Origin of the sequence: Photorhabdus temperata (genome assembly GCF_025384845.1) — a bacterium.
Classification (GTDB): Bacteria; Pseudomonadota; Gammaproteobacteria; order Enterobacterales; family Enterobacteriaceae; genus Photorhabdus; species Photorhabdus temperata.
Genome location: NZ_JAJAFX010000003.1, coordinates 118,317 through 142,476 on the forward strand (window position 1 = coordinate 118,317; position 24,160 = coordinate 142,476).

Sequence of the window (24,160 nt, forward strand, 5' to 3'; positions counted from 1 at the left end):
ATAAATTGAAATATCAAACCGTTAAATCTAAACCGTCTGGATTATAGATTAAAAATTTGAATATAAAACTTCAATTAATCTCATATTCTTTGTTGCACTACTATCAGGACTTAAAACATTTACAATTTAGTTAGTTATTTATCATCTATTAATGGGACAATAATCATCTCTTGTACTCTCTGATAACCAGATAGAAAACAAAGGCATATTATGAGCAAGTCATTAAAGAATCTGATAAATCTGATGAACTTAGAAAAAATTGAGGAAGGTATTTACCGGGGGCAAAGTAAAGATTTAGGCTTTCCTCAGGTTTTCGGGGGACAAGTGATTGGTCAGGCACTTTATGCTGCCAAACAAACCGTTATTGATGACCGGATGAGCAACTCTTTCCATAGCTATTTCTTACGCCCCGGTGACAGTAGCAAACCCATCGTCTATGATGTCGAGATCCTGCGCGATGGCGGAAGTTTCAGTGCCCGGCGAGTCAGTGCGATTCAAAATGGTAAGCCTATCTTTTATATGACCGCCTCATTCCAAAGTCATGAAGAAAGTTTTGAACACCAGAATATGATGCCGGATGTCCCCTATCCAGAAGAACTTATCCCTCAGGACGAAATTGCGAAAAAAATGTCGCATCTGCTGCCGCAGAAGATGCAGAATATTTTTCTCCACCCCTGCCCGCTGGAAATGAGGCCAGTGAAATATTACAGCCCATTCAATTATCTACCAGAAGAACCTGTACGCTATGTTTGGTTCCGCAGTAATGGCGACATGCCTGCCGATCCTTTTATGCATCAATATCTGCTCGGCTATGCCTCTGATTTTAATTTCCTACCAACAGCATTACAGCCACATGGTGTTGGGTTCCTTGAGAAAGATATTAAGATAGCAACTATTGACCACTCTATGTGGTTCCATCGTCCGTTTAAACTAGACGACTGGTTACTCTATGCTATAGATAGTCCATCAGCTTCTGGGGCCCGTGGTTTTGTTCGTGGACAGATTTATAATTATGAAGGTGTACTTGTTGCTTCCACTGTACAAGAAGGGCTAATCAGGAAACGGAACAAATAAAAATAATAAGGGCAGCAAATAAGAAATCAGCATCACACCTACGGTCTTATTGCTGCCTGTTTATATCACAGATTAATTATAAGCACTCTCTCCATGGGAATTAATATCCAGACCTTCTCTTTCAATTTCAACAGTAACCCGCAGCCCTACCAGCAGATCTGCTATTTTAAAAGCAATAAAAGAGACAATTACTGACCAAACCACACAGATTAATATACTGAAAACCTGAATACCTACTTGTTCTAACATGGTTATACCTTCTGCATAACCGGTTCCGCCCAATGATTTTGCCGTAAAAACTCCAGTCAGGAGGCAACCTACGATCCCACATATACCATGTACACCAAATACATCACACACATCATCAACGCGTAACCACCGTTTTAAGGCCACTACTCCCCAAAGCCCGGCAAAACCCGCAATTAATCCAATAATTAGTGCACCACCAACACCAACCATTCCCGCAGCAGGTGTAATACCAACCAGCCCGGCAATACAGCCTGAGCATGCCCCTAAAAGAGAAGGTTTATTACGGAAAAGCCATTCTGCAAAAACCCATGACAGAATAGCGGCGGCAGTCGCCACAATTGTATTCAAAAATGCCAGAGCAGCGATCTCATTAGCAGCACCAGCAGAACCCGCATTAAAACCAAACCAACCGATATAGAGTATAGCAGTACCAATGAAGACCATCGGCAAGTTATGCGGTTTAAATGCTTCTTTCCCAAAACCAGTACGTTTTCCCAGTAAGTAAGCACCAACCAATCCAGCTACAGCAGCATTAATATGTACAACTGTACCACCAGCAAAATCCAACGCACCATCCTGTGAAAGAACACCACCACCCCAAACCATATGCGCCATAGGCAAGTAAGAAAACGTCAACCAGAGCACACTGAAAATTAACAAAGCCGAAAAGCGAATACGCTCGCCTAACGCGCCAATAATCAAAGCGACTGTGATACAAGCGAAAGAACCCTGAAATGCCACATGAATTAACTGATAAAAATTGCCACTTAAGTTCGTGAGTGCCAAATTCTTTAACATCACTTGACTAAAACTACCAAAAAAACCATTCCCTGGCTCAAAAGCCAGACTATAACCGTAAATCACCCACAATACACATACCAGAGCAAAGCTCACCATAACCTGAGCCATCAGCGATAAAACATTTTTACTCCGTAACAATCCACCATAAAATAGAGCGATTCCTGGAATTGTCATAAACAGAACAAGTACTGTACAAATCATCATAAAGGCATTATCAGCTCTATCAACAACACCTTCCGCTGCCTGAGATAATGATGGTAAAAAACTGGCCACAACACCGGTAGCCACAGAGAATTGTCTTTTCATATATATGGTCTCTATCAGTGACTTACAGTGCCGCATCATTAATCTCGCCTGTTCTGATACGGATAGCCTGTTGTAATTCGATGACAAAAATTTTACCATCGCCAACTTTTCCGGTGAAAGCCGATTGCTGAATCGCATGAATTACCTCCTCAACTAACTCATCTGCTACAGCAATATCTATCTTTACCTTAGGTAAAAAATTGACGCTATATTCAGCTCCACGATAAAGCTCCGCATGCCCTTTTTGGCGACCAAATCCTTTTACCTCTGTTATGGTCAACCCTTGAACACCAAGACCAGAGAGAACCTCCCTAATATCCTCCAATTTAAATGGTTTTATAATTGTCGTAATGAGCTTCATATATCCCCCTGCCATCCGGCTACTGTGTTTGCAATAAGTAATTAGCAAGGGGTGTGCCAGAAATTAAAGTATATAAAAATCAATTAATTATAGGATGAATATAAATTACAGAGAGAAGAATAGAGAGAGCAGCGAATGTCCTCTCCCGTTAGCGCACCAAATTAGTGCAAATATGATTAAATCACCATCTCTTTCTCAGAGATTGTGCCACATTCATTTAATGTATCACTCACTTGTTGTAACTGATACATCTGATAGTAACGTCCACGTCTTACCAATAATTGTTGATGGTGTCCTTGTTCAACAACTGCACCACGATGCAGCACCAGAATAGTATCAGCCTCTACAATCGTAGACAGACGGTGAGCAATCACGATCAATGTTGTTTGCTGGCGAATCAATCGTAAAGCCTGTTGTACCGCCTGTTCCGTACCAGAATCAATATTTGCTGTCGCTTCATCAAGGATCAAAATTTGCGGTGCTTGCACTAACACTCTCGCCATAGCAAGCAATTGTTTTTGGCCGGCTGACAACGTATTGCCCTGCTCTCCCAAGATAGTATGAAGACCATCAGGAAGCGTACGCACTAACTCAGCTAATTGCACAGTGTCCAATACCTGCCAAACTTTCTCTTCTGAAATATTCCGACCAAGCGTAACATTGTTAAAGAAAGAGTCAGCGAGAACGACTGGATCCTGCTGAACCATTGCCACACCATTGCGTAATACCGAATGAGACAGAGACGACACAGGCCGGCCATCAAGGTAAATCTCCCCTTTCTGCCACGGGTAATATCCCATCAGTAAATTTGCCAGCGTACTTTTTCCACTACCGGTATGACCAACCAAAGCAATAAAACCATAAGCTGGAACCTGTAAGTTAATATCTTGTAAAACTATTTTGTCATCCCGATAGGAAAAACTGACATTTTCTATATCAATTCGACCACTGGATAGTGGTTGACTATCCATACCATAACCTTGTTGAGGGCTATCCATTAATTCAAATATCCTCTCACCAGAAACTACAGCCTGTTGCAAGATTGATTGTTGAGAGGTCAGTTCGATTAGTGGTTCATTCAACCGCCCAAGATAATTGATAAAAGCATATAATACCCCGACACCAATCACTCCTGCTCCACTGAACCCAAACAACACAATAAGACCGCACAGCACCATAGTTGACAAGAAACTCAGCAATGGACGTAATAAAATCCCATCTAATCGCAACGCCTGCATTTTTGCTTTAAAATGAGCACGATTTGTTGACAACATACGTTCACCAAAACGAGCCTGCTGCCGGAACTGCTGAACAACACTCATTCCATTGATAACTTCATTAAAATTATCATTAATATCAGCTAAATAACTGCGTACCCGTCGGACAATTGGCGTACTTAGATGCTGGTATATCGCCATGACAATCAACACAACAGGAAAAATAAGCATTGCAATCAGTGCCATACGCCATTCGAGCACAAACATGGCTATCATCATCGCACCAATCAACGCTATACTCCGGAATACCGTAGGAACCACATTGACATAAAGATCTTTAATAACCTCTGTGTCGTTCGTTACACGGGAAATCAATTGCCCTACCGGTTGATGATCAAAAGCACTCAAAGGCTGGCGCAATGCTGCATTCATCACATCAGTACGAAGTTGCTGAACCACATCCACTGACACTTGATTGAACAATAAAGTCTGGAAATAGTGTAATGAGGCCGTAATCAGTTGCAGAGCAATAAAGGTTACAGACAGCCCAATAATCACTCCTACTGGCATATTACCTGTTGCAACCATATTATCGATAAAGTAACTAATCAAAATCGGACCACTTACTTCCGCAATTGCAGCCCCCCACAGCATTAGCACCGCCAGCCCCAACGGCTTACGATAATTTTTTCCATAAGCCAGCAAACGTTTCAGAGACGGCCACAATCGGCGAACCTTAGTCATCTTGATCTCCCTCAGTGGTTTCCCCGTCATCCAATGCTGCTTCAAGCTGCTGATAATGATACATATCACGATACCATCCTGGCTGCTCCGCCAGTTGCTGATGCCGCCCCTGATGTATAACAGAACCTTGCTGCATCACCAGAATATTATCAGCATCAGTTAATGCAGACAGGCGGTGTGCGCTGATAATAACCGTGCGTTGTTGTCTCCACTGGCTGAGGTTTTGTAAGATATTGTGTTCAGTTTGCCCATCCACCGCAGATAAAGCGTCATCCAGAATCAAAATCTCTGCATCTAAAAGCAATGCTCTTGCAATAGAGATGCGCTGCTTCTGCCCACCAGAAAGCATCACTCCACGCTCGCCCACTTCCGTTTGGTACCCTTCAGGTAAACGAAGAATATCTTCATGAACATTGGCAAGACGGGCAACTTCTTCGATCTGTTCCTGTGTTGCATCAGGACGTCCCAAAGCAATATTCCCGGCAACTGTATCTGAAAATAGAAAAGGAGTTTGATTGACAACAGCAAACCGTGCTCGCCATTCATCTAACCGGATATCTGCAATTTTAATCGACTGGAAAAAAATTTCCCCATCAGTCACATCAAACTGTCTCTGTATCAACGCAAGTAGTGTGCTCTTACCTGAACCGGTTGGGCCACATATCCCCAGTAACTGTCCGGGTGATAACCGGAAGTTAATTTGACTCAGAATAGTTTTATTACTTTGCGGATAATGAAACGCTTTGATATTCACATTCAGAATACTACGCTCAGGAGATAAATGACGGTTACCATCCGCAATAACCGGAGGCTCCTGCAACAAGCTACGGATACGGCTATATGCAGCACTTCCCCGTTCAACGATATTAAACATCCATGCCAGCGCTAACATTGGCCAAATCATCAGGCCAAGGTACATCACAAAGCTAGTGAGCTGCCCAAGAGTCAAAACACCATTCAGCACCATCCAGCTACCACCGCCGATAGCCAGAAAGTTTGACATACCGATAGCAATAAAAATTGTCGGATCAAATCGGGCATCCACCCTGGCAACATACATATTCTTACGCCCAGCTTCCACAGCAACCTGTTCAAACTGATTTGATTGCATATCTTCAAGACCAAATGCCTTGATCATGCGAATGCTGGTCAGACTTTCCTGAGCTTGGTTATTCAGAGCAGAAAAGGCACCTTGTGCAGATTTAAAGCGATGATGAAGTTGATCACCATATCGTTTAATGATGATTGCCATAATTGGCATAGGTAACAAAGACAATAAAGTTAACTGCCAACTAATTTGTACACTCATCATAATCAGTACTGCACAACCCATAACCAACGAGTCAACTAAAGTGAGCACCCCTTCACCCGCAGCAAATACCACACGGTCCACATCATTAGTCGCACGGGCCATCAAATCACCCGTACGGTGACGCAGATAAAACTCAGGGGTTTGTCGGCTAAGTTGCTGGTAAAAATTATTCCGTAATTTAACCGCTAATTGATATGACGCCCCAAACAACCATAAGCGCCATATATAACGCAGAATATAAACAATCAATGCAATAACCAGCATAACACCAATCCACACCATCAGTTGGTGAGATGACATAGAACCAGCACGGATGCCATCAACAATTACGCCCACCAGATATGGAGGAACCAGTAGCAGAATAGAAATGATAATAAGCAGAGTCACTGCGCCAAGATAGCGACGCCACTCGCGGCGGAAGTACCAGCTTAATTGAGAAAATAATCTCACACGCGTATATCCTGAAATAGAAATAGATAATATAAATGTTGAACAACATTCAGAATAATGAAGTTAACTCATTGAGTAATCATTAGCTAATCTGGTATCGGTAATGCTGTAGTGTACTTGATTTTTTCCATTGCAAAGCTGGATGTAACATCAATCAATCCCGAAACACCATTAACCATGCGCTTGTAGAAGAGATCATAGCTTTTCATATCCACAACTTCTACATGCATCAGATAATCACATTCACCGGCCATACGGTAAAAAGCCAGAACCTCTGGCATTTGCTTTATAAATGCAACAAATTCCTCATACCAACTACTGTTATGCTGCTGAGTTCTGATCATGACAATCACTGTCAACCCTAGCCCTAATTTTTCACTATCAATCAAAGCAACTTTGCCAACGATATATCCTTCGTCTTCAAGCCGTTTTAAACGTTTCCAGCAAGGGGTAGAGGTAAGATTAACAGCTTCCGCCAATGCATTCAGAGACAGGCTACAATCTTTCTGTAGTAACTTAAGCAATTTGCGGTCTGTTTTATCTAACATAGTCACCTCTTATAGAAAATTTTTCCATAAAGAAACCACATATTGAAAAAAATAACAATCCATTTCTCCCAGTATAAAGTTAATCTACTCATCATCAATCATATTCTAATTAAGAGTTAATAAATTATGTCGTACAGCTGGACAACCAAGGCAATCAAAGAGATTCAGGCAGATTATCAACGCAGTTCTGATACTCATCTCATCCGCCTTAATTTACCGGCCTTTCCAGGTATCCATTTATATCTGAAAGATGAAAGTACCCACCCAACCGGCAGTCTAAAACACCGACTTGCCCGTTCTTTATTCCTTTACGCACTTATCAATGGCTGGATCAAAGAAGGTACTCCCGTTATTGAATCCTCATCTGGCAGTACTGCTGTATCCGAAGCCTATTTTGCCCGTCTACTTGGATTACCTTTTATTGCTGTTATGCCCTCATACACCGCAAAACGTAAAATTCAAGAAATTGAATTCTACGGCGGGAAATGCCATTTTGTTGATCATTCAGCTCAAATTTATGACGAATCAGAACGACTAGCGAAAGAATTAAATGGTCATTATATGGATCAATTCACTTATGCTGAACGTGCAACAGACTGGCGGGGTAATAATAATATTGCTGAAAGTATTTTCCGCCAGATGCAAATGGAACCATTTCCTGAACCAGATTATATCGTTATGAGTGCTGGCACTGGCGGAACTTCCGCAACATTAGGACGCTATATCCGTTACCAGGGGTATAACACCAAGCTGATTGTTGTTGATCCAGAAAACTCTGTATTTTATGACTGCTACCGTCAAAATTGTTGTGATATTCGTGGCAATTACAGCAGCAAAATTGAGGGTATTGGCCGTCCCCGAGCAGAGCCTTCTTTTATTCCTACAGTTATCGATGACATGATACAAATACCAGATTGCGCCAGCATTGCAACGATTTACTGGCTGGAAAAATTACTGGGCAGAAAAGTTGGAGCATCTACGGGGACTAATGTTTGGGGTGCACTCCTGCTTGCCAATCAAATGCATGAACGTGGAGAACAAGGAGCAATAGTCACCTTACTGTGTGACAGTGGTGAACGTTATCTCGACACTTATTACAACCCAGATTGGGTAAAAAATAATATCGGCGATATCTCACCTTACCTCAAGCAGCTACCCAATCTCCAAGGTTATAAGTAACATAACCGTTTTATTCCAATGAGGATGTTACAATGAGACGAACTGTTGTTGTATTCAGTGGTGGGCAAGATTCCACTACATGTCTGATTCAGGCAATTAACCAATATGATGAAGTACATTGTGTCACTTTTGATTATGGTCAACGCCATCGTGCCGAAATTGATGTTGCATGTGATATCAGCCATTCTCTTGGTGTTATTGCACATAAGGTAATTGATGTCACATTACTTAACGAACTGGCTCTCAGCAGTCTGACTCGTGATAACATCCCTATCCCTAACTATAGTGAAAGTGAAAAAAGCACCCTACCCAGTACATTTGTTCCTGGCCGTAATATTTTGTTCCTGACACTGGCTGCTATATATGCTTACCAAGTTGAAGCTGAAACAGTTATCACTGGTGTATGCGAGACTGATTTCTCTGGCTACCCTGATTGCCGTGATGAATTTGTCAAAGCACTGAATAAAGCTGTAAACCTTGGCGTTGCCCGTGATATCCACTTTGAAACCCCATTGATGTGGCTCAACAAAGCTGAAACCTGGGCATTGTCCGATTACTATCAGCATTTAGATTTCGTCCGTAGCCAGACACTGACTTGTTATAACGGCATTCAAGGTAATGGGTGTGGTACATGTGCAGCTTGTCATCTCAGAGCTAACGGACTGGAACAATATCTGAATGCGCCTGAGAAAATAATGACTGAAATGAAAGCAAAAACACATTTATCTTAACCCAAAGGACAATGGGAACATTCTCCTCTCATTGTCCCGTTTTCATCAAAGCTCCCATTATTTCACGTAATTCACCTTCAATAGACAATGCCTTTTGCGTTTTCCTATCAATCCACACAAATGTGGTTTTAGCATCTGTAATGAGTTGATTATCCCTCTTGCGTATTATTTCCTGAGAAAATACACCACTTCTGTTTCTCAACTCAGTTAATCGGCAATCCACTTCCAATTCATCACCAAGAACGGCTGAACTACGATAATTAATATTCATGTTAACCACCGCAAACCCAACATTATTTTTCTGTATCCATTCCACTACAGAGTGCTTATATAGCCATTCCCATCGAGCACTTTCCATAAACTCCAAATAGCGGGCATTGTTTACATGTTGAAATAAATCGATATGATAACCATGAACTTTTATAATTGAACTCATAATATTGCCTTAATGTTAACGTCACTCATCTGACCAGATTCGGTTAACAATAGCAAAACAAAAAATTTACACGAATTAAAGTGATTTATTTGCAACCCCGATCACAACATCCCCACTCACAAAATAAATCATGAATGAGGATGCTGGATGGCTACTAATAACTCAACTTACTTCTGTTTCGTTCGATAAAAACTGGCCCTATTCCCTGAACCTCCTGTAATTGTTCCACAGCAGTAAATGAGCCATGTTTTTCACGATACTCAACAATTCCCTGTGCTTTTTTTACCCCAATACCATTCAGTGCTTTTGCTAACTCTTCTGCACTTGCAGTATTAATATTCACCTTTCCCTTTTCTTCTACTTTCAAAGCATCTGGTTGCTGTAACTGCTTTTCTGATGAAGAATTACTTGTAGTACTGGCTGTTTTAGCGACTTTATCTTTTACTTGTTCAGCGGCGATTGCAAATTGCCCTCCACACGCATAAAGCAAGCCAGCAAGCAAAACAGATAAAATTCCCGATTTTTTCATACTCATTCCTCCGTGTTTTATTGGTACAAAAAAGATTGCCACAGATAAATTTGAGCACAATAGATGAATATCAGATATGCGAAAGGCCGCGAAAGCGGCCTTTATGAGCAAGATAATTACAAAAATATTTGCGATATTTCCCGCAAATTTTTATTCAATATGACCTAACTTAATTTTGGCTTTTTCACGCAAGCTAATCAGTAATGACTCCAGCATCGCGTTACCCATCTCACTCTGGTAACCATCAGTCATGCTTTTAATTTGCTCTTCGGATACAACACCTGGAGTCACTTTATCCAATTGAATCAAAACAACGTCATCCAAGCTATTTTTCGCTAAACCATACTCTGCCTTAGCTTCTTTTGGCTGTGGTAAAGCGAATACCGCATCAACCAATACATTATTCTGAGGTATACGCTGAATAACCTGAGATTCACCAAAATGAATGCCTGCGTCTTTCAGAGCTTGTTCACCTTTACCTTCTTTTAAGGCAGCAAGTAATCCCTCACTTTCAATTTGAAGCTGTTTTTCAGCTTTCTGACGCTTAACCAGTTCGATAACCTGTTCTTTAACTTTCTCAAATGGCTGCACTGTTTCTGGCTTGTAATTATCTACACGCAGAACAAACGCACGATCACCTTCAACTGAGATCACATCAGAGTTAGTGCCTGTTGGCCCTTGCCCGTCAACAAGATTACCTTCAAAAATTGCATGAATAACAGAACTAAAATTAATCTCTGCCGGCACATTATTGCGATCAAACCAATTAGTCGTCACAACTTTAATAGCTGAAACTTCCTCAGCAGCAGCTAAAGATTCATTATCGCTGGTAGCCGCATCACTGACCTTCTGTTGCAGAGCATAGAAAGCATCTACCGCTTTTTCCTGCTTAACTATTTTCTCAATTTCAGGGCGAACTTCAGACAAAGGCTTAGTTATTTGAGGCTTAACATCATCTAAATGGAAAATAGCGAAACCATTAGGAACTTTAATCACAGAAGAAGTTTGGCCTTTCTCTCTCAAGTTAGCTTTTTTCATCTCTTCAGGAAGAGAATCCGCTTCCATCCAGCCAATATCGCCATGACTTTTCGCTGAAAACTTATCTGTGGATTTTTTAGTCGCCAATTTACCAAAATCAGCACCTTTATTCAGCTCATCAAGCACTGCTTTGGCTTCAGCTTCAGTTGCAAGCTGAATCAGACTGTACTTTTTCTGCTCTGATTGAGTATAACGCTTCAAGTTGTGCTCATAGTAAGTATCAATATCAGCGGATGTGGCTGAAACTTTATCCATTTCGTCTACAGCATCCATCTTTATATAACTTACTTTCACTTCTTCGGGAGCAATAAAGCTGTTCTTATTTCGAGTGTAATAATCCTGTAAATCTTTATCTGTCACTTCTTGCTGCGCCTGGATTTTCTTCAGCTCCAGTGTAGCCAGACGGACTGTCCTCTTTTGCAAAAGCAATTCAGCATTGAGTTTTGCCTCACCAGGCAATGCTATTTCACTACCAGAAAAAGCCATAACTAATTGCTGATTAATTAAATTCTGGCGTGTTTGTTCAGCAAAAATATCCGGACTCTGATTGAAACGGTTAAGCAGTTCCAGGTATTTGTTGTTATCAAATTTACCATTTGTCTGAAAATAAGGGATATTTCGGATAGAATCCTTAACTTGCTCATCACTGGCAGATAGACCCAATTCACGGGAATATTGCTCAATCAACGCGTTATTAATCAGACGTTCCAAAGCCTGGCTACGAATCTGCTTCATACTTTGTTCGTCACTTGCCAACACAGAGAATTTATCTCCCAGTTGTTCTTGCAACGTGTTTCTCTCTTGCTGAAACGCCTGCTCCAATTGAGTACGACTGATAGTCTGACCATTCACTTCGGCAGCATAACTACCAGTTCCACTTGTCAAGTAGCCCCCAACCCCCGTCAGTACAAAAGACAAGATAATGAGAGCCAGCACGATTTTAAGCACAGGACTGTTTGCCGCCGTGCGTAGGTTGTCCATCATAAAGAGGCAAAACTCCGCTTTGGTGAAATAGAAAACGCCATATTACGCTAATTCAAGCGTTAAGAGAAAAAAAGCGCACCAATCAATTGATGCGCTTCTATTTTAGCTTACCAAATCTGTCTCGTCAGTCTATGTTTACCAATATAGCAGACGTTGACAAAGAATATTTGGTTTGTGTTACTCGTTAACCGCGTCTTTCAAACCCTTACCTGGACGGAAAGCAGGTACTTTAGCCGCAGCAATTTTGAGCTCTTTCCCTGTTTGAGGGTTACGACCAGTACGAGCAGAACGTTCACGAACAGCAAAAGTACCGAATCCCACCAGAGCAACATCATCGCCATCTTTCAATGCAGCAGTTACAGAAGAAATGAATGCATCTACTACACGCCCTGCAGCTGCTTTAGAAATATTAGAGTCAGCAGCAATTTTGTCGATCAGTTGTGATTTATTCACTCTTATCATCCCCATATAGTATTTTACTATCGCATCAGAATCCTAACAGATAACCCGATAGCAGTGCCGTTATATCAATCCTTTCCGGTATTGGCAAGAAATCATAAAACAGCAAAATATTTATTAGACAATTCATCCAAGTTAACGATACAAAAAAAGCTGGTAAGCCTGAATTCACTTACCAGCCTATATTTCATCCATAGCTCTTGGGATCGTTCACTATTTTTATACTATTTAACTGACACTAATTCCGCGCCAAACGCAGGATCCTGCAATGTAATAGCTAAAACATCTTCAATACGCTTAACCGGATGGATCTGTAGATCCGCAATAATGTTCTGAGGAATTTCTTCCAGATCACGTTTATTCTCTTCCGGAATCAAGACTGTTTTAATGCCACCTCGATGCGCAGCCAATAGTTTCTCTTTCAAACCACCAATTGGCAGAACTAAACCACGCAGAGTAATTTCCCCCGTCATAGCAACATCAGCCCGAACTGGATTACCTGTTAGACAAGAAACCAATGCTGTGCACATAGCGATACCTGCACTTGGGCCATCTTTTGGTGTTGCACCTTCTGGAACGTGGACATGAATATCCCGCTTTTCATAGAAATCAGAATTGATACCCAGTTTATCAGCCCGGGCACGAACAACGGTCAATGCAGCCTGAATGGACTCCTGCATAACCTCACCTAATGAACCGGTATACGTCAGCTTACCTTTCCCTGGAACACATGCGGTTTCAATGGTTAATAAATCACCGCCAACCTCAGTCCATGCAAGTCCTGTGACTTGACCAATACGGTTTTCTGTATCTGCACGACCATAATCCACACGTTGAACACCCAGATAATCCTTCAGATTATCTGCATTGATCTCAATGTGTTTTAAGCTCTTATCCATGAGCAATGTTTTCACCGTCTTACGGCACAGTTTAGAAATTTCTCGTTCTAAACTACGCACTCCGGCTTCACGGGTGTAATAACGGATAATGCCAATAATGGCACTGTCATCAATAGTTAATTCATCTTTTTTCAGGGCATTACGCTCAATCTGCTTAGGCAGCAAATGACGTTTGGCAATATTTAGTTTTTCATCTTCGGTGTAACCGGAAAGACGAATAATTTCCATACGATCCAGCAATGGTGCCGGAATATTCATAGAGTTGGATGTTGCAACAAACATGACATCTGACAAATCATAATCGACTTCCAGATAATGGTCGTTAAATGCCACGTTCTGTTCCGGGTCCAAAACTTCCAATAAGGCAGAAGCTGGATCACCACGCATATCAGATGACATCTTGTCGATTTCATCCAACAGGAATAATGGATTTTTCACCCCAACTTTGGACATTTTCTGAATCAATTTACCCGGCATAGAACCAATATAGGTACGGCGATGACCACGGATTTCCGCTTCATCACGAACTCCGCCCAATGCCATACGCACATATTTCCGCCCGGTTGCTCGTGCAATAGACTGGCCTAAAGAAGTTTTACCCACCCCTGGAGGCCCAACCAGACATAAAATCGGCCCTTTAATTTTACTGATTCGGCTTTGTACTGCCAGATACTCAAGGATACGCTCTTTCACGCGCTCCAAACCATAATGGTCAGTATCCAGAGTCTCTTGGGCTTTAACCAAATCTTTTTTAACTTTACTGCGGACAACCCACGGAACCTGTACCATCCAATCAATGTAGCTACGGACAACCGTCGCTTCCGCCGACATAGGAGACATCATTTTCAGCTTTTGTAATTCAGCTTCCGCTTTTTCATGGGCTTCTTTTGGCATTTTTGCCGCTTCAATTTTGCGCTTGAGAGTCTCATACTCATCAGGCGCATCATCCATTTCACCCAGCTCTTTCTGAATCGCTTTCATCTGTTCATTCAGGTAGTACTCGCGCTGGCTTTTTTCCATTTGTTTCTTCACGCGATTACGGATGCGTTTTTCTACCTGTAACAGATCAATTTCTGATTCCATCATTGCCATTAGATATTCAAGGCGCTCAACAACATCAGACATTTCCAGAACAGTCTGTTTGTCACTGAGTTTCAATGGCATATGAGCAGCAATTGTATCAGCTAATTTAGCAACATCTTCAATATTGTGCAGTGAGGTCAGAACCTCCGGCGGGATTTTTTTATTGAGCTTAATGTAACCTTCAAACTGATTAATAGCCGTTCTGATCAGAACTTCCTGCTCACGCTCATCAACGATTGGTGAATCAAGATACTCAGCCTGAGCAGAAAAATGCTCGCCATTATCAGTCAGAGTCGTAATACGGGCACGTCTCAACCCTTCAACAAGTACTTTTACGGTGCCATCAGGCAGTTTTAACATCTGTAAAATAGAAGCTAATGTACCAACGGAGAAAAGATCATTAACCCCTGGCTCATCAGTTGAAGCTTCTTTTTGCGCAACCAACATGATCTGTTTGTCATGATCCATTGCTGCTTCCAGGCAGTGAATAGACTTTTCACGCCCTACAAACAGTGGGATCACCATATGCGGGTAAACCACCACATCGCGCAGAGGCAATACAGGGATTTCTATGCGTTCGGAACGCTCAGGATTCATAGAGCTCTCTCTTCGTTTAGCTTTCGCCAGTTTTTAAGGAATCTCGTGAAACACGGTTCTCACGAGTTTCACTTCATAGAATATAAAATATATGGGGACAGGAATTTGACATTCAATGGTATGGCACTTTAATTAAAAACAAAATGAGGGCAACCCCCTCATTTTATTCAATAATATCTCGTTTAGTGAATTCCCTGTCCTGGCCTCAATTATTCACCAGAAACCTGGGCATCCGGCTTGCTGTAAATCAGTAATGGTGCAGATTGACCATTGATAACTGATTCATCTACAACAACTTTGCCAACATTTTCCATTGATGGCAAATCGTACATCGTGTTCAGCAATGCACCTTCAACAATAGAGCGCAGGCCACGGGCCCCTGTCTTACGAAGCACCGCTTTCTTAGCAATAGCGATCAGAGCTTCATTTCTGAACTCCAGATCGACACCCTCAAGGTTAAATAGAGCCTGATACTGCTTAGTCAGCGCATTTTTAGGCTCTTTTAGAATCTGAATCAACGCTTCTTCACTCAGTTCAGTAAGCGTGGCAACAACAGGTAACCGCCCAATAAACTCAGGAATAAGACCAAACTTGATCAGATCTTCTGGTTCAGCCTGTGCAAATAATTCACCTTCAGTCGCTTTTTCTGACTCACCTTTGACTTTCGCACCAAAGCCAATACCAGTACTGGTATTCAGACGCTGGCTAATCACTTTATCCAGACCGGCAAACGCCCCACCACAGATAAATAAGATTTTAGAGGTATCTACCTGTAAAAACTCCTGCTGTGGATGTTTACGCCCGCCCTGAGGAGGAACCGCCGCAATTGTACCTTCAATCAATTTCAGCAGCGCTTGCTGTACACCTTCCCCTGAAACATCCCGGGTAATTGACGGGTTATCAGATTTACGTGAAATTTTGTCAATTTCGTCAATGTAAACAATACCGCGTTGAGCTTTCTGCACATCGTAGTCACATTTTTGCAGTAACTTCTGAATAATGTTTTCTACATCTTCGCCCACATATCCCGCTTCGGTCAGCGTAGTCGCATCTGCCATAGTAAAGGGAACATCAAGATAACGGGCCAGTGTTTCAGCCAGCAGTGTCTTACCACTCCCTGTCGGCCCAATAAGCAGAATATTACTTTTACCTAATTCAACACTGTTACTGGTATCGCCATTACGTAACCGCTTGTAGTGATTATAAACAGCAACTGCTAACACTTTTTTCGCCGTTTCCTGGCCGATAACATAATCATCCAGATGCTGACGAATTTCATGAGGAGTTGGTAATGCACTACGCTCACGATGTGGTACAAGCTCTTTAATTTCTTCGCGAATGATGTCGTTACATAAATCCACACATTCATCGCAGATATACACTGACGGGCCAGCAATCAATTTCCGCACTTCATGTTGGCTTTTCCCGCAGAAAGAGCAATACAGCAGCTTTCCTGAACCGTCTTTGCGCTTATCTGTCATCAGTCACAACCTCACTTTAATCAACTGCCACCCCAGATTCATCTGGCAAAGCAGGAAACTCTGCTATTACCCCGAACGGCATAGCCTTACCAAATGGTAAGGCGAATATTTATATTATAGCTTCCGGGAATAATAAATTAATCGCGATGGGTGAAAATCTTATCAACCAACCCATACTCTACAGCTTCACTTGCTGACAAGAAACGATCACGTTCTGTATCTTTCTCAATTTCTTCAAGGGTTTTTCCCGTATGTTTTGCCATCAAATCATTCATACGCGCTTTAACTTTAAGTATTTCCTGGGCATGGATCTCAATATCCGTAGCCTGCCCTTGGAAACCACCTAATGGTTGATGGATCATGACCCGGGAATTTGGCAGACAGATACGTTTTCCTTCTGCGCCGGCAGTCAGCAAGAATGCCCCCATTGAACATGCCTGCCCCATACAAATGGTGCTAACATCCGGTTTAATAAACTGCATCGTGTCATAAATGGACATGCCCGCAGTAATCACACCACCTGGTGAATTAATATATAAGAAAATATCTTTTTCCGGATTCTCTGCCTCAAGGAACAGCATTTGGGCCACAATCAGGTTTGCCATATGATCTTCAACCTGACCGGTCAGAAAAATAATACGTTCTTTTAACAGGCGTGAATAGATATCGAACGAACGCTCTCCACGTGCAGTCTGTTCAATTACCATCGGCACCAAAGCCATATGAGGCACATATTGATCCCGCTTGTCGCTATATGACATTTCCGTCTCCTAATAGAATTCATGTTGGTGCCATTCATAACCGATTCTACTTGAGATAAGCGATGATGACCATGATTCAAAAGTTAATCAATCAAAGGAGGATTACCCCTGAAAAATTTTGCAATCATATACATAATGTAAAAAAGGATCTGGGGTTAAACCCGCTTTTTTCAAGAAAAATTTCGCCTTTATTCATAAAAAAACCCGCAGATAAATCTGCGGGTTCAGTTTCACAGAGATGATAAATTCGTTATCTCAAGCGAAGCTAAAGCTTACGCCATTTGATTCTGATTCATTAACTCATTGAAAGTTGTTTCTTTTTCAGAAACTTTTGCTTTACCCAGAAGAACTTCAACAGCTTGTTCTTCTAGAGCAATATTACGAACATTGCTCATCAATTCCTGGTTTTTACCATAGAATTCGATCACTTCCTGAGGATCTTCATAGGCGGAAGCCATTTCCTCAATCAGTCCTTTAACACGCTCTTCGTCAGCTTTCAGTTCATTGCTACTGATAACTTCACCTAATAACAGGCCAACAACAACGCGACGTTTAGCTTGTTCTTCAAACAGTTCACGAGGCAATTCCAACGCTTGTTTTTCATTGCCACCAAAACGCTGGGCAGATTGACGGCGCAGAACATCAATTTCGCCATCAACAACAGCGGCCGGAACTTCGATTTCGTTAGCGTTAACTAAACCATCGATAACCTGAGATTTAATACGGTTACGAACTGCATTTTTCAGTTCACGTTCCATATTCTTACGTACTTCTGCACGCAGGCCGTCAACAGTGCCATCAGCAATACCGAAACGTTTGATGAATTCTTCAGTTAACTCCGGCAATTCACGCTGTTCCACTTTTTTCAAAGTGATCGCAAACTTAGCTGCTTTACCTTTCAGATTTTCAGCATGATAATCTTCTGGGAAGTTCACATCAATAGTGAACTCTTCACCAGTTTTATGACCAACAATGCCCTCTTCAAAACCTGGGATCATACGACCCTGACCCATAGCCAGAACAAAATCAGAAGCTTTGCCGCCTTCAAACTCTTCACCATCAACAGAACCGTTGAAGTCAACAGTAATACGATCTTCCGCACTAACAGCTTCTTCGGTTTCTTTCCAGTCAGCCTGCTGCTTACGCAATGTTTCCAACATTGCATCAACATCTTCGTCTTTTACTTCAACAACTGGTTTTTCAACTTCAATAGCTTCCAGGTCTTTCAGCTCAACTTCCGGATACACTTCAAATTCTACAGAATAAGTGAAATCTTCGCCGTCTTTGAACTGCTCTGGCGCATAACTTGGCGCACCCGCTGGATTGATTTTTTGTTCGATGATTGCATTAATAAAGTTACGTTGCATCAGATCACCCAGAACATCCTGAATAACAGAAGCACCATAACGCTGTTTAACGATGTTCATAGGCACTTTGCCTTTACGGAAACCATCGATACGAACTTTTTTTGCTACATTGACCAACTCACTGCTAACTGCCTTTTCAACATCGGCAGCAGGAACGGTGATTGTCACACGACGCCCAAGGCCTTGAGTGGTTTCAACAGAAACTTGCATCTTTTTACCTCAAAAAAATCATAGTGCTCGGTCAACTCCAGAGACCGTACAACCGGCAGATGTTCTATGTGCCAATCGCAACACTCTCTAAGAACCGGGGCGGTCGCATTTAAAAACCGAGAATCCCTGATGTCAGAAGCGTCCCGAAACCATTCTAAAAATTAGACGCGACATTATAGCGATGCAGACGGTGTGAGTCGAGAATTGCTAACAAAAGCCCGAGGTATTCATCAATTCCATGCAACAACAATTTCTTAACTATCAGAATTGCGTTCAAAATGTGTCACATACAAAACGCAAAAACGGCCCAAAGGCCGTTAATCGGGTTCATTCTATTTTAATATCGCAATTTCAGGAGAATGTCCCAATTAAGTACTCAGGCCACATTACCACCCCGACAAGCCGGTGAAGTTAAAACAGTATCCTGCAATTCATTCCACTCTTTTTCGGTATAGGTATGCAACGCCAAAGCATGAACACCTGCGGCCAGTTCTGCCGATAATGTACCGTAAACAGAACGATGGCGATTCAGCATACGTTCACCAACAAATTTATTACTGATGATTACAACCTTAAAATGGCTTTCAGAACCTACAGGTACATTATGACGATAACTTTCATCAATAACCTCAAGATATGAGGGATTAAATGCAGCCTGTAATTTCTCTTCTATATCCTGGTACACCATAATCATTCTCCTTAAACTACACAGCAATCGTACTGCCAACCATATCAATGATTTTAGTCTATTCTTCATGAGTTATAGCACCTGTGTATTAAAATATCTTTTAATCAAACCCCACATCAAAAGGTTTTTGTACACGTTTACCTCATCAGGGATATGCCATGATCAAAGGCAGTGCTATTATTGGCGTAGTTTATGCTTATTAAATTGATAAGTATTACTGGACATCCTTATCACTGATGAGAAAATCAACATGCTGAAAAGAATATTATTCCCGCTTATAGCCCTTTTTCTTCTTGCTGGTTGTGCTGCTCCCAGCAATACCCTGACCATCGAACCTAAAATTACGCTGCCAACAGCAGACCCAACTATGGGGGCTATTACCATCAGCATCAGTGGTGCCGATAATCGTCAATCTCAGACACTCGCTCAAGTTAACCGCAATGCAAAGCTGGAAATACTGAAACCGTCCCGTGATCTGCGTTTTCTACTCCAGGAAATCCTGGAAAAACAGATGGCTGCCCGTGGTTATATGATTGGCTCTCCAGCCAATGCTAATCTGCAAATTATTGTGAACAACCTGTATGCAGATGTTAAAGAAGGCAGCTTACGTCATAATATTTCAACAAAAGCCGATATTTCCATCATCAGTGCAGCGCAAAACGGAAGTAAACAAGTTAAAAACTATCGCACCAGCTACAATGTGCAAGGCCCTCTCGGAGCAACCAATGAGAAAATTGCTGATGCGGTAAATACTGTACTATCTGAAGTCATCGCAGATATGGCTCAGGATCCTTCCGTTAGTAATTTCATCAAACAAAATGCCCGCTAATTAAGGATTAATGACTTACTCTGTCCGCCAAGGACAGAGTTTTGGGAGGCTCATGCATTATCGTTATCTCACTGTTTTTACTCAACATAACTCACGTATCCTGCTTTTACTTGGCTTTGCTTCTGGTTTACCTCTCGCACTGACTGCCGGCACCCTACAAGCGTGGATGACCGTTGAAGACGTCGATCTTAAAACTATTGGCTTCTTTTCCCTTGTCGGCCAGGCATATGTTTTCAAATTTCTTTGGTCCCCTTTTATGGACCGCTTTACCCCCTCTTTCCTTGGGCGCCGCCGTGGTTGGCTGCTTGTTACACAGTTATTACTAATAGCCAGTATTGCTGCAATGGGTTTTCTCCAACCATCTCAACATTTATGGTGGCTGGCAGCACTGGCAGTCGCCGTCGCTTTCTGTTCTGCGTCACAAGATATCGTCTTTGATGCTTATAAAGCAGATTTACTCAGTAGCGAAGAACGGGGAGTAGGAGCGGCTGTTTCGGTACTTGGTTATCGGTTGGCAATGTTAGTTTCAGGCGGGTTAGCATTATGGATCGCAGACCGCTATATAGGCTGGCAATACACATACTGGTTGATGGCTGGATTGATGCTGATTGGCGTCTATGCGACGTTAAGAGCCAGAGAGCCCGAAATTAACGCACCTCCACCCAAAACACTCCAGCAGGCCGCAATAGAACCATTAGCTGATTTTTTCAGTCGGAATAATGCGTGGCTGATACTGCTATTAATTGTCATGTATAAAATAGGCGATGCCTTTGCTGCCAGTCTCAGCACCCCATTTCTCATCCGTGGTATTGGTTTTGATGCTGGTGAAGTCGGTATGATCAACAAAACACTGGGATTAGCCGCAACTATCGTCGGTGCATTATATGGTGGTTATTTGATGCAACGATGGAGTTTATTTCGCTCACTAATGATATTTGGCATTCTTCAAGCCATCTCTAATACTGGATACTGGCTGTTATCCATCACTGACAAAAATATCTACACTATGGGCAGCGCCATTTTTCTGGAAAATATCTGTGGTGGAATGGGAACCGCTGCATTTGTTGCCTTACTTATGGCTTTATGTCACAAATCATTCTCCGCAACACAGTTTGCTTTATTATCTGCCTTATCGGCTGTTGGACGAGTATACGTCGGCCCGATTGCTGGTTGGTTCGTTGAATTACATGGCTGGCCAAACTTCTATCTGTTTTCTATAGCAGCCTCTGTTCCAGGTTTATTACTGCTATTTATCTGCCGCCAAACTCTGGCTTACACCCAACAAACCAATGATTTTATGCCGCGTACTGAGTTCAGAAATTTTTATCGCCTGGCTCTTGGCTTACTATCATTAGCAAGTATCTTTCTTACATTTTGGTTATTTACCATAATCACCAATGCTCTCAACTGGACTAATGCACCTAATCTGGCCGAACAATTACTATTGTTAGGAGCACAGTTCAGTATCGCCGGCATCATTTTAGGCAGCGTTCTGGATTATCTTGCATTAAGAAGGAACAAATTGGCTTAACAAAGTGAAAACATTAAATTAATTTATTAAAGGTTGACTACGGTCAGCCTTTTTATATCCGGCTAAAAACTAAGTGATAACGATCACATTTTGGATAGTCATTTATCTAAAAGTGCTATTTTTGAGTAATTATTGGATTGTTCAATATTCATATCCGCGTAAAATCAGGCTACCATTTTTAAAGCTTATCTATATAGCTTTAAAATTAAAAACCTCTTTTCATGGATGCGTTAGAGAAATTTATGAGAAAAACCATTCTGGCTACTGCCTTATTTACTACTGTCTCAGTTCCAGCTTATGCTGAATATCAATGGGGCTTTGCTAATATCAGCATGAACTACCTCGACTGGACCAGCCACACCACACATAAATCAGGGCAAACCTCTCATAAAGACGACTTTGCCTATGTGGAACTGGAAGGCGGAACCGGATTTGACTGGGGTGAATTATACGGGTTCTTTGATCTGGAAAATGCTTTCAACAGCAAACATGCTCAACCAGGGGATAACCAAAGATACACCTTTAAAACAACCGGGCGCTTCTATCTGGCTGATACTGGTTTCAATCTCTACGGCCATGTTTACGGGACTTATTCCCTCCCAGGTAAAGCACACGGTGGAAATTTCCATGAGGTAAATACCCTGTATGGTATTGGCTACAACACTGACATCGCCGGTGTCTGGTTCAAACCATTCGTTGCATTACATTATGTTGATCAAACTTTCTACTCTGGTAATAACGGCTATGTTGTCGGCTGGGTGGCAGGTTATGATTTTCAGCTCTGGCAGGAAAAATTCAGTATAACTAACTGGAATGAAATAGAACTTAACCGGAATGAGCGCTATGGCAATGGCGGGCGGGACGGTGTTAACGGCGCAGTGGCATTGTGGTGGACACCTCACCCATCTTTCACAACCGGCGTTCAATATCGATATGCCGATCATAAATTAGGTGAAGGGTTCTGGCAGGATGGAATTGTCTACACCATCAAATATAATTTCTAATTACTGATGTTAACTGTGAGCTGCTTCTGGGTAGCTCTCAGTTAATTTAATTCTTAAATAAAATTGCCGTCATGAAAATCTTTAAAGTAAATTTTTATATTTTTCTTTCCACTGAAAAATATAAAAATATTTCAATATAAATTAATATTTCCATCACATTTCAGTCACACCTCGTTAAGCTGAAATAACCTTTTCAAGCTAGCTCTTGCCGCATCTTCCATTTACATGTGATCCCACTAACATAAAGGGTCAACAACCTATCAACTAACTATTACAAATGTTTACACTCCTGTGGCCTTACCGTAGAATGCCCACACTGATGAAACGACAATAGAGCTTTTGTTATTTGGAGTCGTTAGACTTATGAAATACAATAAAAGTATTGGGATATTGTCATTACTGGCAGCCACTCTTATGTTGAATGGTTGTGATATGGTATTGATGAATCCTAAAGGCGCCATCGGCGCTGAACAAAAAACGCTAATACTCACGGCTATTGGCCTGATGCTTATCATAGTTATTCCGGTAATCATCATGGCATTTACCTTTGCCGTGCGTTACCGCGAAGCCAACAAAAACGCTACCTATCGCCCTAACTGGGCACACTCAAATAAAATTGAGCTGGTAGTGTGGACGGTTCCTATCATTATCATTATCATTTTGGCAACTATTACCTGGAAAACAACCCACGAGCTTGATCCATATAAGCCACTGGTCAGCGACGAAAAACCAGTGACTATTGAAGTAATCTCTCTTGACTGGAAATGGCTGTTCGTTTACCCGGAGCAAGGTATCGCTACCGTTAACGAAATTGCCTTCCCTACTGGTGTTCCTGTTAACTTCAAAATCACCTCTGATTCTGTGATGAACTCATTCTTCATCCCACAGTTAGGTGGTCAAATCTACGCAATGGCGGGTATGCAGACGAAACTTCACTTAATTGCCAATGAACCAGGCACTTATAAAGGTTTGTCCAGCAGCTACAGCGGGCACGGCTTTTCCGGCATGAAATTTACTGCCACAGCTACCGCGGATCGTGAAGGTTTTGAACAATGGGTCCAAAAAGTAAAAGCCTCTCCCAAAACCCTGGATACCATGCAGGCATTTGATGAGTTAGCCAAACAAAGCCAGAACCATCCGGTTGAATACTTCTCAAGCGTTAAGCCTAACCTGTATCAAGACATTATTGCCAAATTTATGGGCGACATGAACATGCATGGCGGCCACGGTGCAACGACAGGTCATAACATGAATATGAGCGAAATTGCTCATGCCGGAGTTGAGGAATAAAG

21 protein-coding genes are annotated in these 24,160 nt (G+C 41.9%); 7 read left to right on the forward strand and 14 right to left on the reverse strand.

What is annotated here, in order from left to right:
- Window positions 1-210 precede the first annotated feature (210 nt).
- Window positions 211-1,074: an acyl-CoA thioesterase II gene (tesB, locus tag LGZ99_RS02115; RefSeq protein WP_036836948.1), complete on the forward strand. Its 864-nt coding sequence runs from the start codon at window positions 211-213 to the stop codon at window positions 1,072-1,074.
- A 72-nt stretch (window positions 1,075-1,146) separates the two neighbouring features.
- Here the strand turns inward: tesB and amtB are convergent, their stop codons facing one another.
- The 5 genes from amtB to LGZ99_RS02140 all read right to left on the reverse strand — a co-directional run bounded on the left by amtB (window position 1,147) and on the right by LGZ99_RS02140 (window position 7,062).
- The gene (gene amtB / locus LGZ99_RS02120) at window positions 1,147-2,430 is read right to left on the reverse strand and encodes an ammonium transporter AmtB (protein ID WP_021323856.1); all 1,284 of its coding nucleotides are present in this window, start codon (window positions 2,428-2,430) and stop codon (window positions 1,147-1,149) included.
- Between the two features lie 22 nt (window positions 2,431-2,452).
- Window positions 2,453-2,791, reverse strand: coding sequence for a P-II family nitrogen regulator (gene glnK, locus LGZ99_RS02125; RefSeq protein WP_021323857.1), 339 nt, complete (start codon window positions 2,789-2,791; stop codon window positions 2,453-2,455).
- A 176-nt stretch (window positions 2,792-2,967) separates the two neighbouring features.
- Complete coding sequence (locus LGZ99_RS02130) at window positions 2,968-4,752, reverse strand: SmdB family multidrug efflux ABC transporter permease/ATP-binding protein (protein WP_036836949.1); 1,785 nt, start codon at window positions 4,750-4,752, stop codon at window positions 2,968-2,970.
- Window positions 4,745-6,514: a SmdA family multidrug ABC transporter permease/ATP-binding protein gene (locus tag LGZ99_RS02135; RefSeq protein WP_036836950.1), complete on the reverse strand. Its 1,770-nt coding sequence runs from the start codon at window positions 6,512-6,514 to the stop codon at window positions 4,745-4,747. The genes LGZ99_RS02130 and LGZ99_RS02135 overlap by 8 nt, the downstream gene beginning before the upstream one ends.
- Before the next feature lie 86 nt (window positions 6,515-6,600).
- On the reverse strand, window positions 6,601-7,062 hold the full coding sequence (locus tag LGZ99_RS02140) for an Lrp/AsnC family transcriptional regulator (protein ID WP_021323859.1): 462 nt from the start codon (window positions 7,060-7,062) through the stop codon (window positions 6,601-6,603).
- 126 nt (window positions 7,063-7,188) lie between these two features.
- On the opposite strand from LGZ99_RS02140, the gene LGZ99_RS02145 reads away from it, so the two are divergent.
- Window positions 7,189-8,241: a PLP-dependent cysteine synthase family protein gene (locus LGZ99_RS02145; protein WP_036836952.1), complete on the forward strand. Its 1,053-nt coding sequence runs from the start codon at window positions 7,189-7,191 to the stop codon at window positions 8,239-8,241.
- A gap of 32 nt (window positions 8,242-8,273) precedes the next feature.
- Window positions 8,274-8,972: a 7-cyano-7-deazaguanine synthase QueC gene (gene queC / locus LGZ99_RS02150; protein ID WP_036836955.1), complete on the forward strand. Its 699-nt coding sequence runs from the start codon at window positions 8,274-8,276 to the stop codon at window positions 8,970-8,972.
- Between the two features lie 28 nt (window positions 8,973-9,000).
- On the opposite strand, the gene LGZ99_RS02155 is transcribed toward queC, so the two are convergent.
- The 9 genes from LGZ99_RS02155 to bolA form a co-directional block, all read right to left on the reverse strand.
- Window positions 9,001-9,408, reverse strand: a complete 408-nt coding sequence (locus tag LGZ99_RS02155; protein WP_021323860.1) for an acyl-CoA thioesterase — start codon at window positions 9,406-9,408, stop codon at window positions 9,001-9,003.
- A 154-nt stretch (window positions 9,409-9,562) separates the two neighbouring features.
- Window positions 9,563-9,937: a ComEA family DNA-binding protein gene (locus LGZ99_RS02160; RefSeq protein WP_021323861.1), complete on the reverse strand. Its 375-nt coding sequence runs from the start codon at window positions 9,935-9,937 to the stop codon at window positions 9,563-9,565.
- A gap of 150 nt (window positions 9,938-10,087) precedes the next feature.
- Entirely contained in the window at window positions 10,088-11,959 is a 1,872-nt protein-coding gene (gene ppiD / locus LGZ99_RS02165; RefSeq protein WP_021323862.1) for a peptidylprolyl isomerase, read from the reverse strand.
- Window positions 11,960-12,136: 177 nt separating this feature from the next.
- Window positions 12,137-12,412 carry a nucleoid-associated protein HU-beta gene (gene hupB, locus LGZ99_RS02170; protein ID WP_021323863.1) on the reverse strand — a complete coding sequence of 92 codons (276 nt, stop codon included), beginning with the start codon at window positions 12,410-12,412 and terminating at the stop codon, window positions 12,137-12,139.
- A 230-nt stretch (window positions 12,413-12,642) separates the two neighbouring features.
- Window positions 12,643-14,997: an endopeptidase La gene (gene lon, locus LGZ99_RS02175; RefSeq protein ID WP_023043763.1), complete on the reverse strand. Its 2,355-nt coding sequence runs from the start codon at window positions 14,995-14,997 to the stop codon at window positions 12,643-12,645.
- A 209-nt stretch (window positions 14,998-15,206) separates the two neighbouring features.
- Window positions 15,207-16,478 carry an ATP-dependent protease ATP-binding subunit ClpX gene (gene clpX / locus LGZ99_RS02180; RefSeq protein ID WP_023043762.1) on the reverse strand — a complete coding sequence of 424 codons (1,272 nt, stop codon included), beginning with the start codon at window positions 16,476-16,478 and terminating at the stop codon, window positions 15,207-15,209.
- 137 nt (window positions 16,479-16,615) lie between these two features.
- Entirely contained in the window at window positions 16,616-17,239 is a 624-nt protein-coding gene (gene clpP / locus LGZ99_RS02185; protein ID WP_023043761.1) for an ATP-dependent Clp endopeptidase proteolytic subunit ClpP, read from the reverse strand.
- Window positions 17,240-17,511: 272 nt separating this feature from the next.
- Complete coding sequence (tig, locus tag LGZ99_RS02190) at window positions 17,512-18,816, reverse strand: trigger factor (protein ID WP_023043759.1); 1,305 nt, start codon at window positions 18,814-18,816, stop codon at window positions 17,512-17,514.
- Between the two features lie 376 nt (window positions 18,817-19,192).
- Window positions 19,193-19,504 (reverse strand): transcriptional regulator BolA, encoded by a 312-nt coding sequence (bolA, locus tag LGZ99_RS02195; RefSeq protein ID WP_021323488.1) that lies wholly within the window; start codon window positions 19,502-19,504, stop codon window positions 19,193-19,195.
- A gap of 250 nt (window positions 19,505-19,754) precedes the next feature.
- On the opposite strand from bolA, the gene LGZ99_RS02200 reads away from it, so the two are divergent.
- The 4 genes from LGZ99_RS02200 to cyoA all read left to right on the forward strand — a co-directional run bounded on the left by LGZ99_RS02200 (window position 19,755) and on the right by cyoA (window position 24,158).
- Window positions 19,755-20,333 (forward strand): lipoprotein, encoded by a 579-nt coding sequence (locus LGZ99_RS02200; protein ID WP_021323487.1) that lies wholly within the window; start codon window positions 19,755-19,757, stop codon window positions 20,331-20,333.
- Between the two features lie 52 nt (window positions 20,334-20,385).
- Window positions 20,386-21,864, forward strand: a complete 1,479-nt coding sequence (gene ampG, locus LGZ99_RS02205; RefSeq protein WP_036836956.1) for a muropeptide MFS transporter AmpG — start codon at window positions 20,386-20,388, stop codon at window positions 21,862-21,864.
- A 242-nt stretch (window positions 21,865-22,106) separates the two neighbouring features.
- Complete coding sequence (locus tag LGZ99_RS02210; protein ID WP_021323485.1) at window positions 22,107-22,868, forward strand: nucleoside-specific channel-forming Tsx family protein; 762 nt, start codon at window positions 22,107-22,109, stop codon at window positions 22,866-22,868.
- Window positions 22,869-23,231: 363 nt separating this feature from the next.
- Window positions 23,232-24,158 carry a cytochrome o ubiquinol oxidase subunit II gene (gene cyoA / locus LGZ99_RS02215; RefSeq protein WP_023043756.1) on the forward strand — a complete coding sequence of 309 codons (927 nt, stop codon included), beginning with the start codon at window positions 23,232-23,234 and terminating at the stop codon, window positions 24,156-24,158.
- Window positions 24,159-24,160: the final 2 nt, after the last annotated feature.

Bases quoted from the DNA above. Each gene is read 5' to 3' on its own strand.
- tesB (WP_036836948.1), top strand. From the start codon at position 211: ATGAGCAAGTCATTAAAGAATCTGATAAATCTGATGAACTTAGAAAAA.
- amtB (WP_021323856.1), bottom strand. From the start codon at position 2,430: ATGAAAAGACAATTCTCTGTGGCTACCGGTGTTGTGGCCAGTTTTTTA.
- glnK (WP_021323857.1), bottom strand. From the start codon at position 2,791: ATGAAGCTCATTACGACAATTATAAAACCATTTAAATTGGAGGATATT.
- LGZ99_RS02130 (WP_036836949.1), bottom strand. From the start codon at position 4,752: ATGACTAAGGTTCGCCGATTGTGGCCGTCTCTGAAACGTTTGCTGGCT.
- LGZ99_RS02140 (WP_021323859.1), bottom strand. From the start codon at position 7,062: ATGTTAGATAAAACAGACCGCAAATTGCTTAAGTTACTACAGAAAGAT.
- LGZ99_RS02145 (WP_036836952.1), top strand. From the start codon at position 7,189: ATGTCGTACAGCTGGACAACCAAGGCAATCAAAGAGATTCAGGCAGAT.
- queC (WP_036836955.1), top strand. From the start codon at position 8,274: ATGAGACGAACTGTTGTTGTATTCAGTGGTGGGCAAGATTCCACTACA.
- LGZ99_RS02155 (WP_021323860.1), bottom strand. From the start codon at position 9,408: ATGAGTTCAATTATAAAAGTTCATGGTTATCATATCGATTTATTTCAA.
- LGZ99_RS02160 (WP_021323861.1), bottom strand. From the start codon at position 9,937: ATGAAAAAATCGGGAATTTTATCTGTTTTGCTTGCTGGCTTGCTTTAT.
- ppiD (WP_021323862.1), bottom strand. From the start codon at position 11,959: ATGATGGACAACCTACGCACGGCGGCAAACAGTCCTGTGCTTAAAATC.
- lon (WP_023043763.1), bottom strand. From the start codon at position 14,997: ATGAATCCTGAGCGTTCCGAACGCATAGAAATCCCTGTATTGCCTCTG.
- clpX (WP_023043762.1), bottom strand. From the start codon at position 16,478: ATGACAGATAAGCGCAAAGACGGTTCAGGAAAGCTGCTGTATTGCTCT.
- clpP (WP_023043761.1), bottom strand. From the start codon at position 17,239: ATGTCATATAGCGACAAGCGGGATCAATATGTGCCTCATATGGCTTTG.
- tig (WP_023043759.1), bottom strand. From the start codon at position 18,816: ATGCAAGTTTCTGTTGAAACCACTCAAGGCCTTGGGCGTCGTGTGACA.
- bolA (WP_021323488.1), bottom strand. From the start codon at position 19,504: ATGGTGTACCAGGATATAGAAGAGAAATTACAGGCTGCATTTAATCCC.
- LGZ99_RS02200 (WP_021323487.1), top strand. From the start codon at position 19,755: ATGCTGAAAAGAATATTATTCCCGCTTATAGCCCTTTTTCTTCTTGCT.
- ampG (WP_036836956.1), top strand. From the start codon at position 20,386: ATGCATTATCGTTATCTCACTGTTTTTACTCAACATAACTCACGTATC.
- LGZ99_RS02210 (WP_021323485.1), top strand. From the start codon at position 22,107: ATGAGAAAAACCATTCTGGCTACTGCCTTATTTACTACTGTCTCAGTT.
- cyoA (WP_023043756.1), top strand. From the start codon at position 23,232: ATGAAATACAATAAAAGTATTGGGATATTGTCATTACTGGCAGCCACT.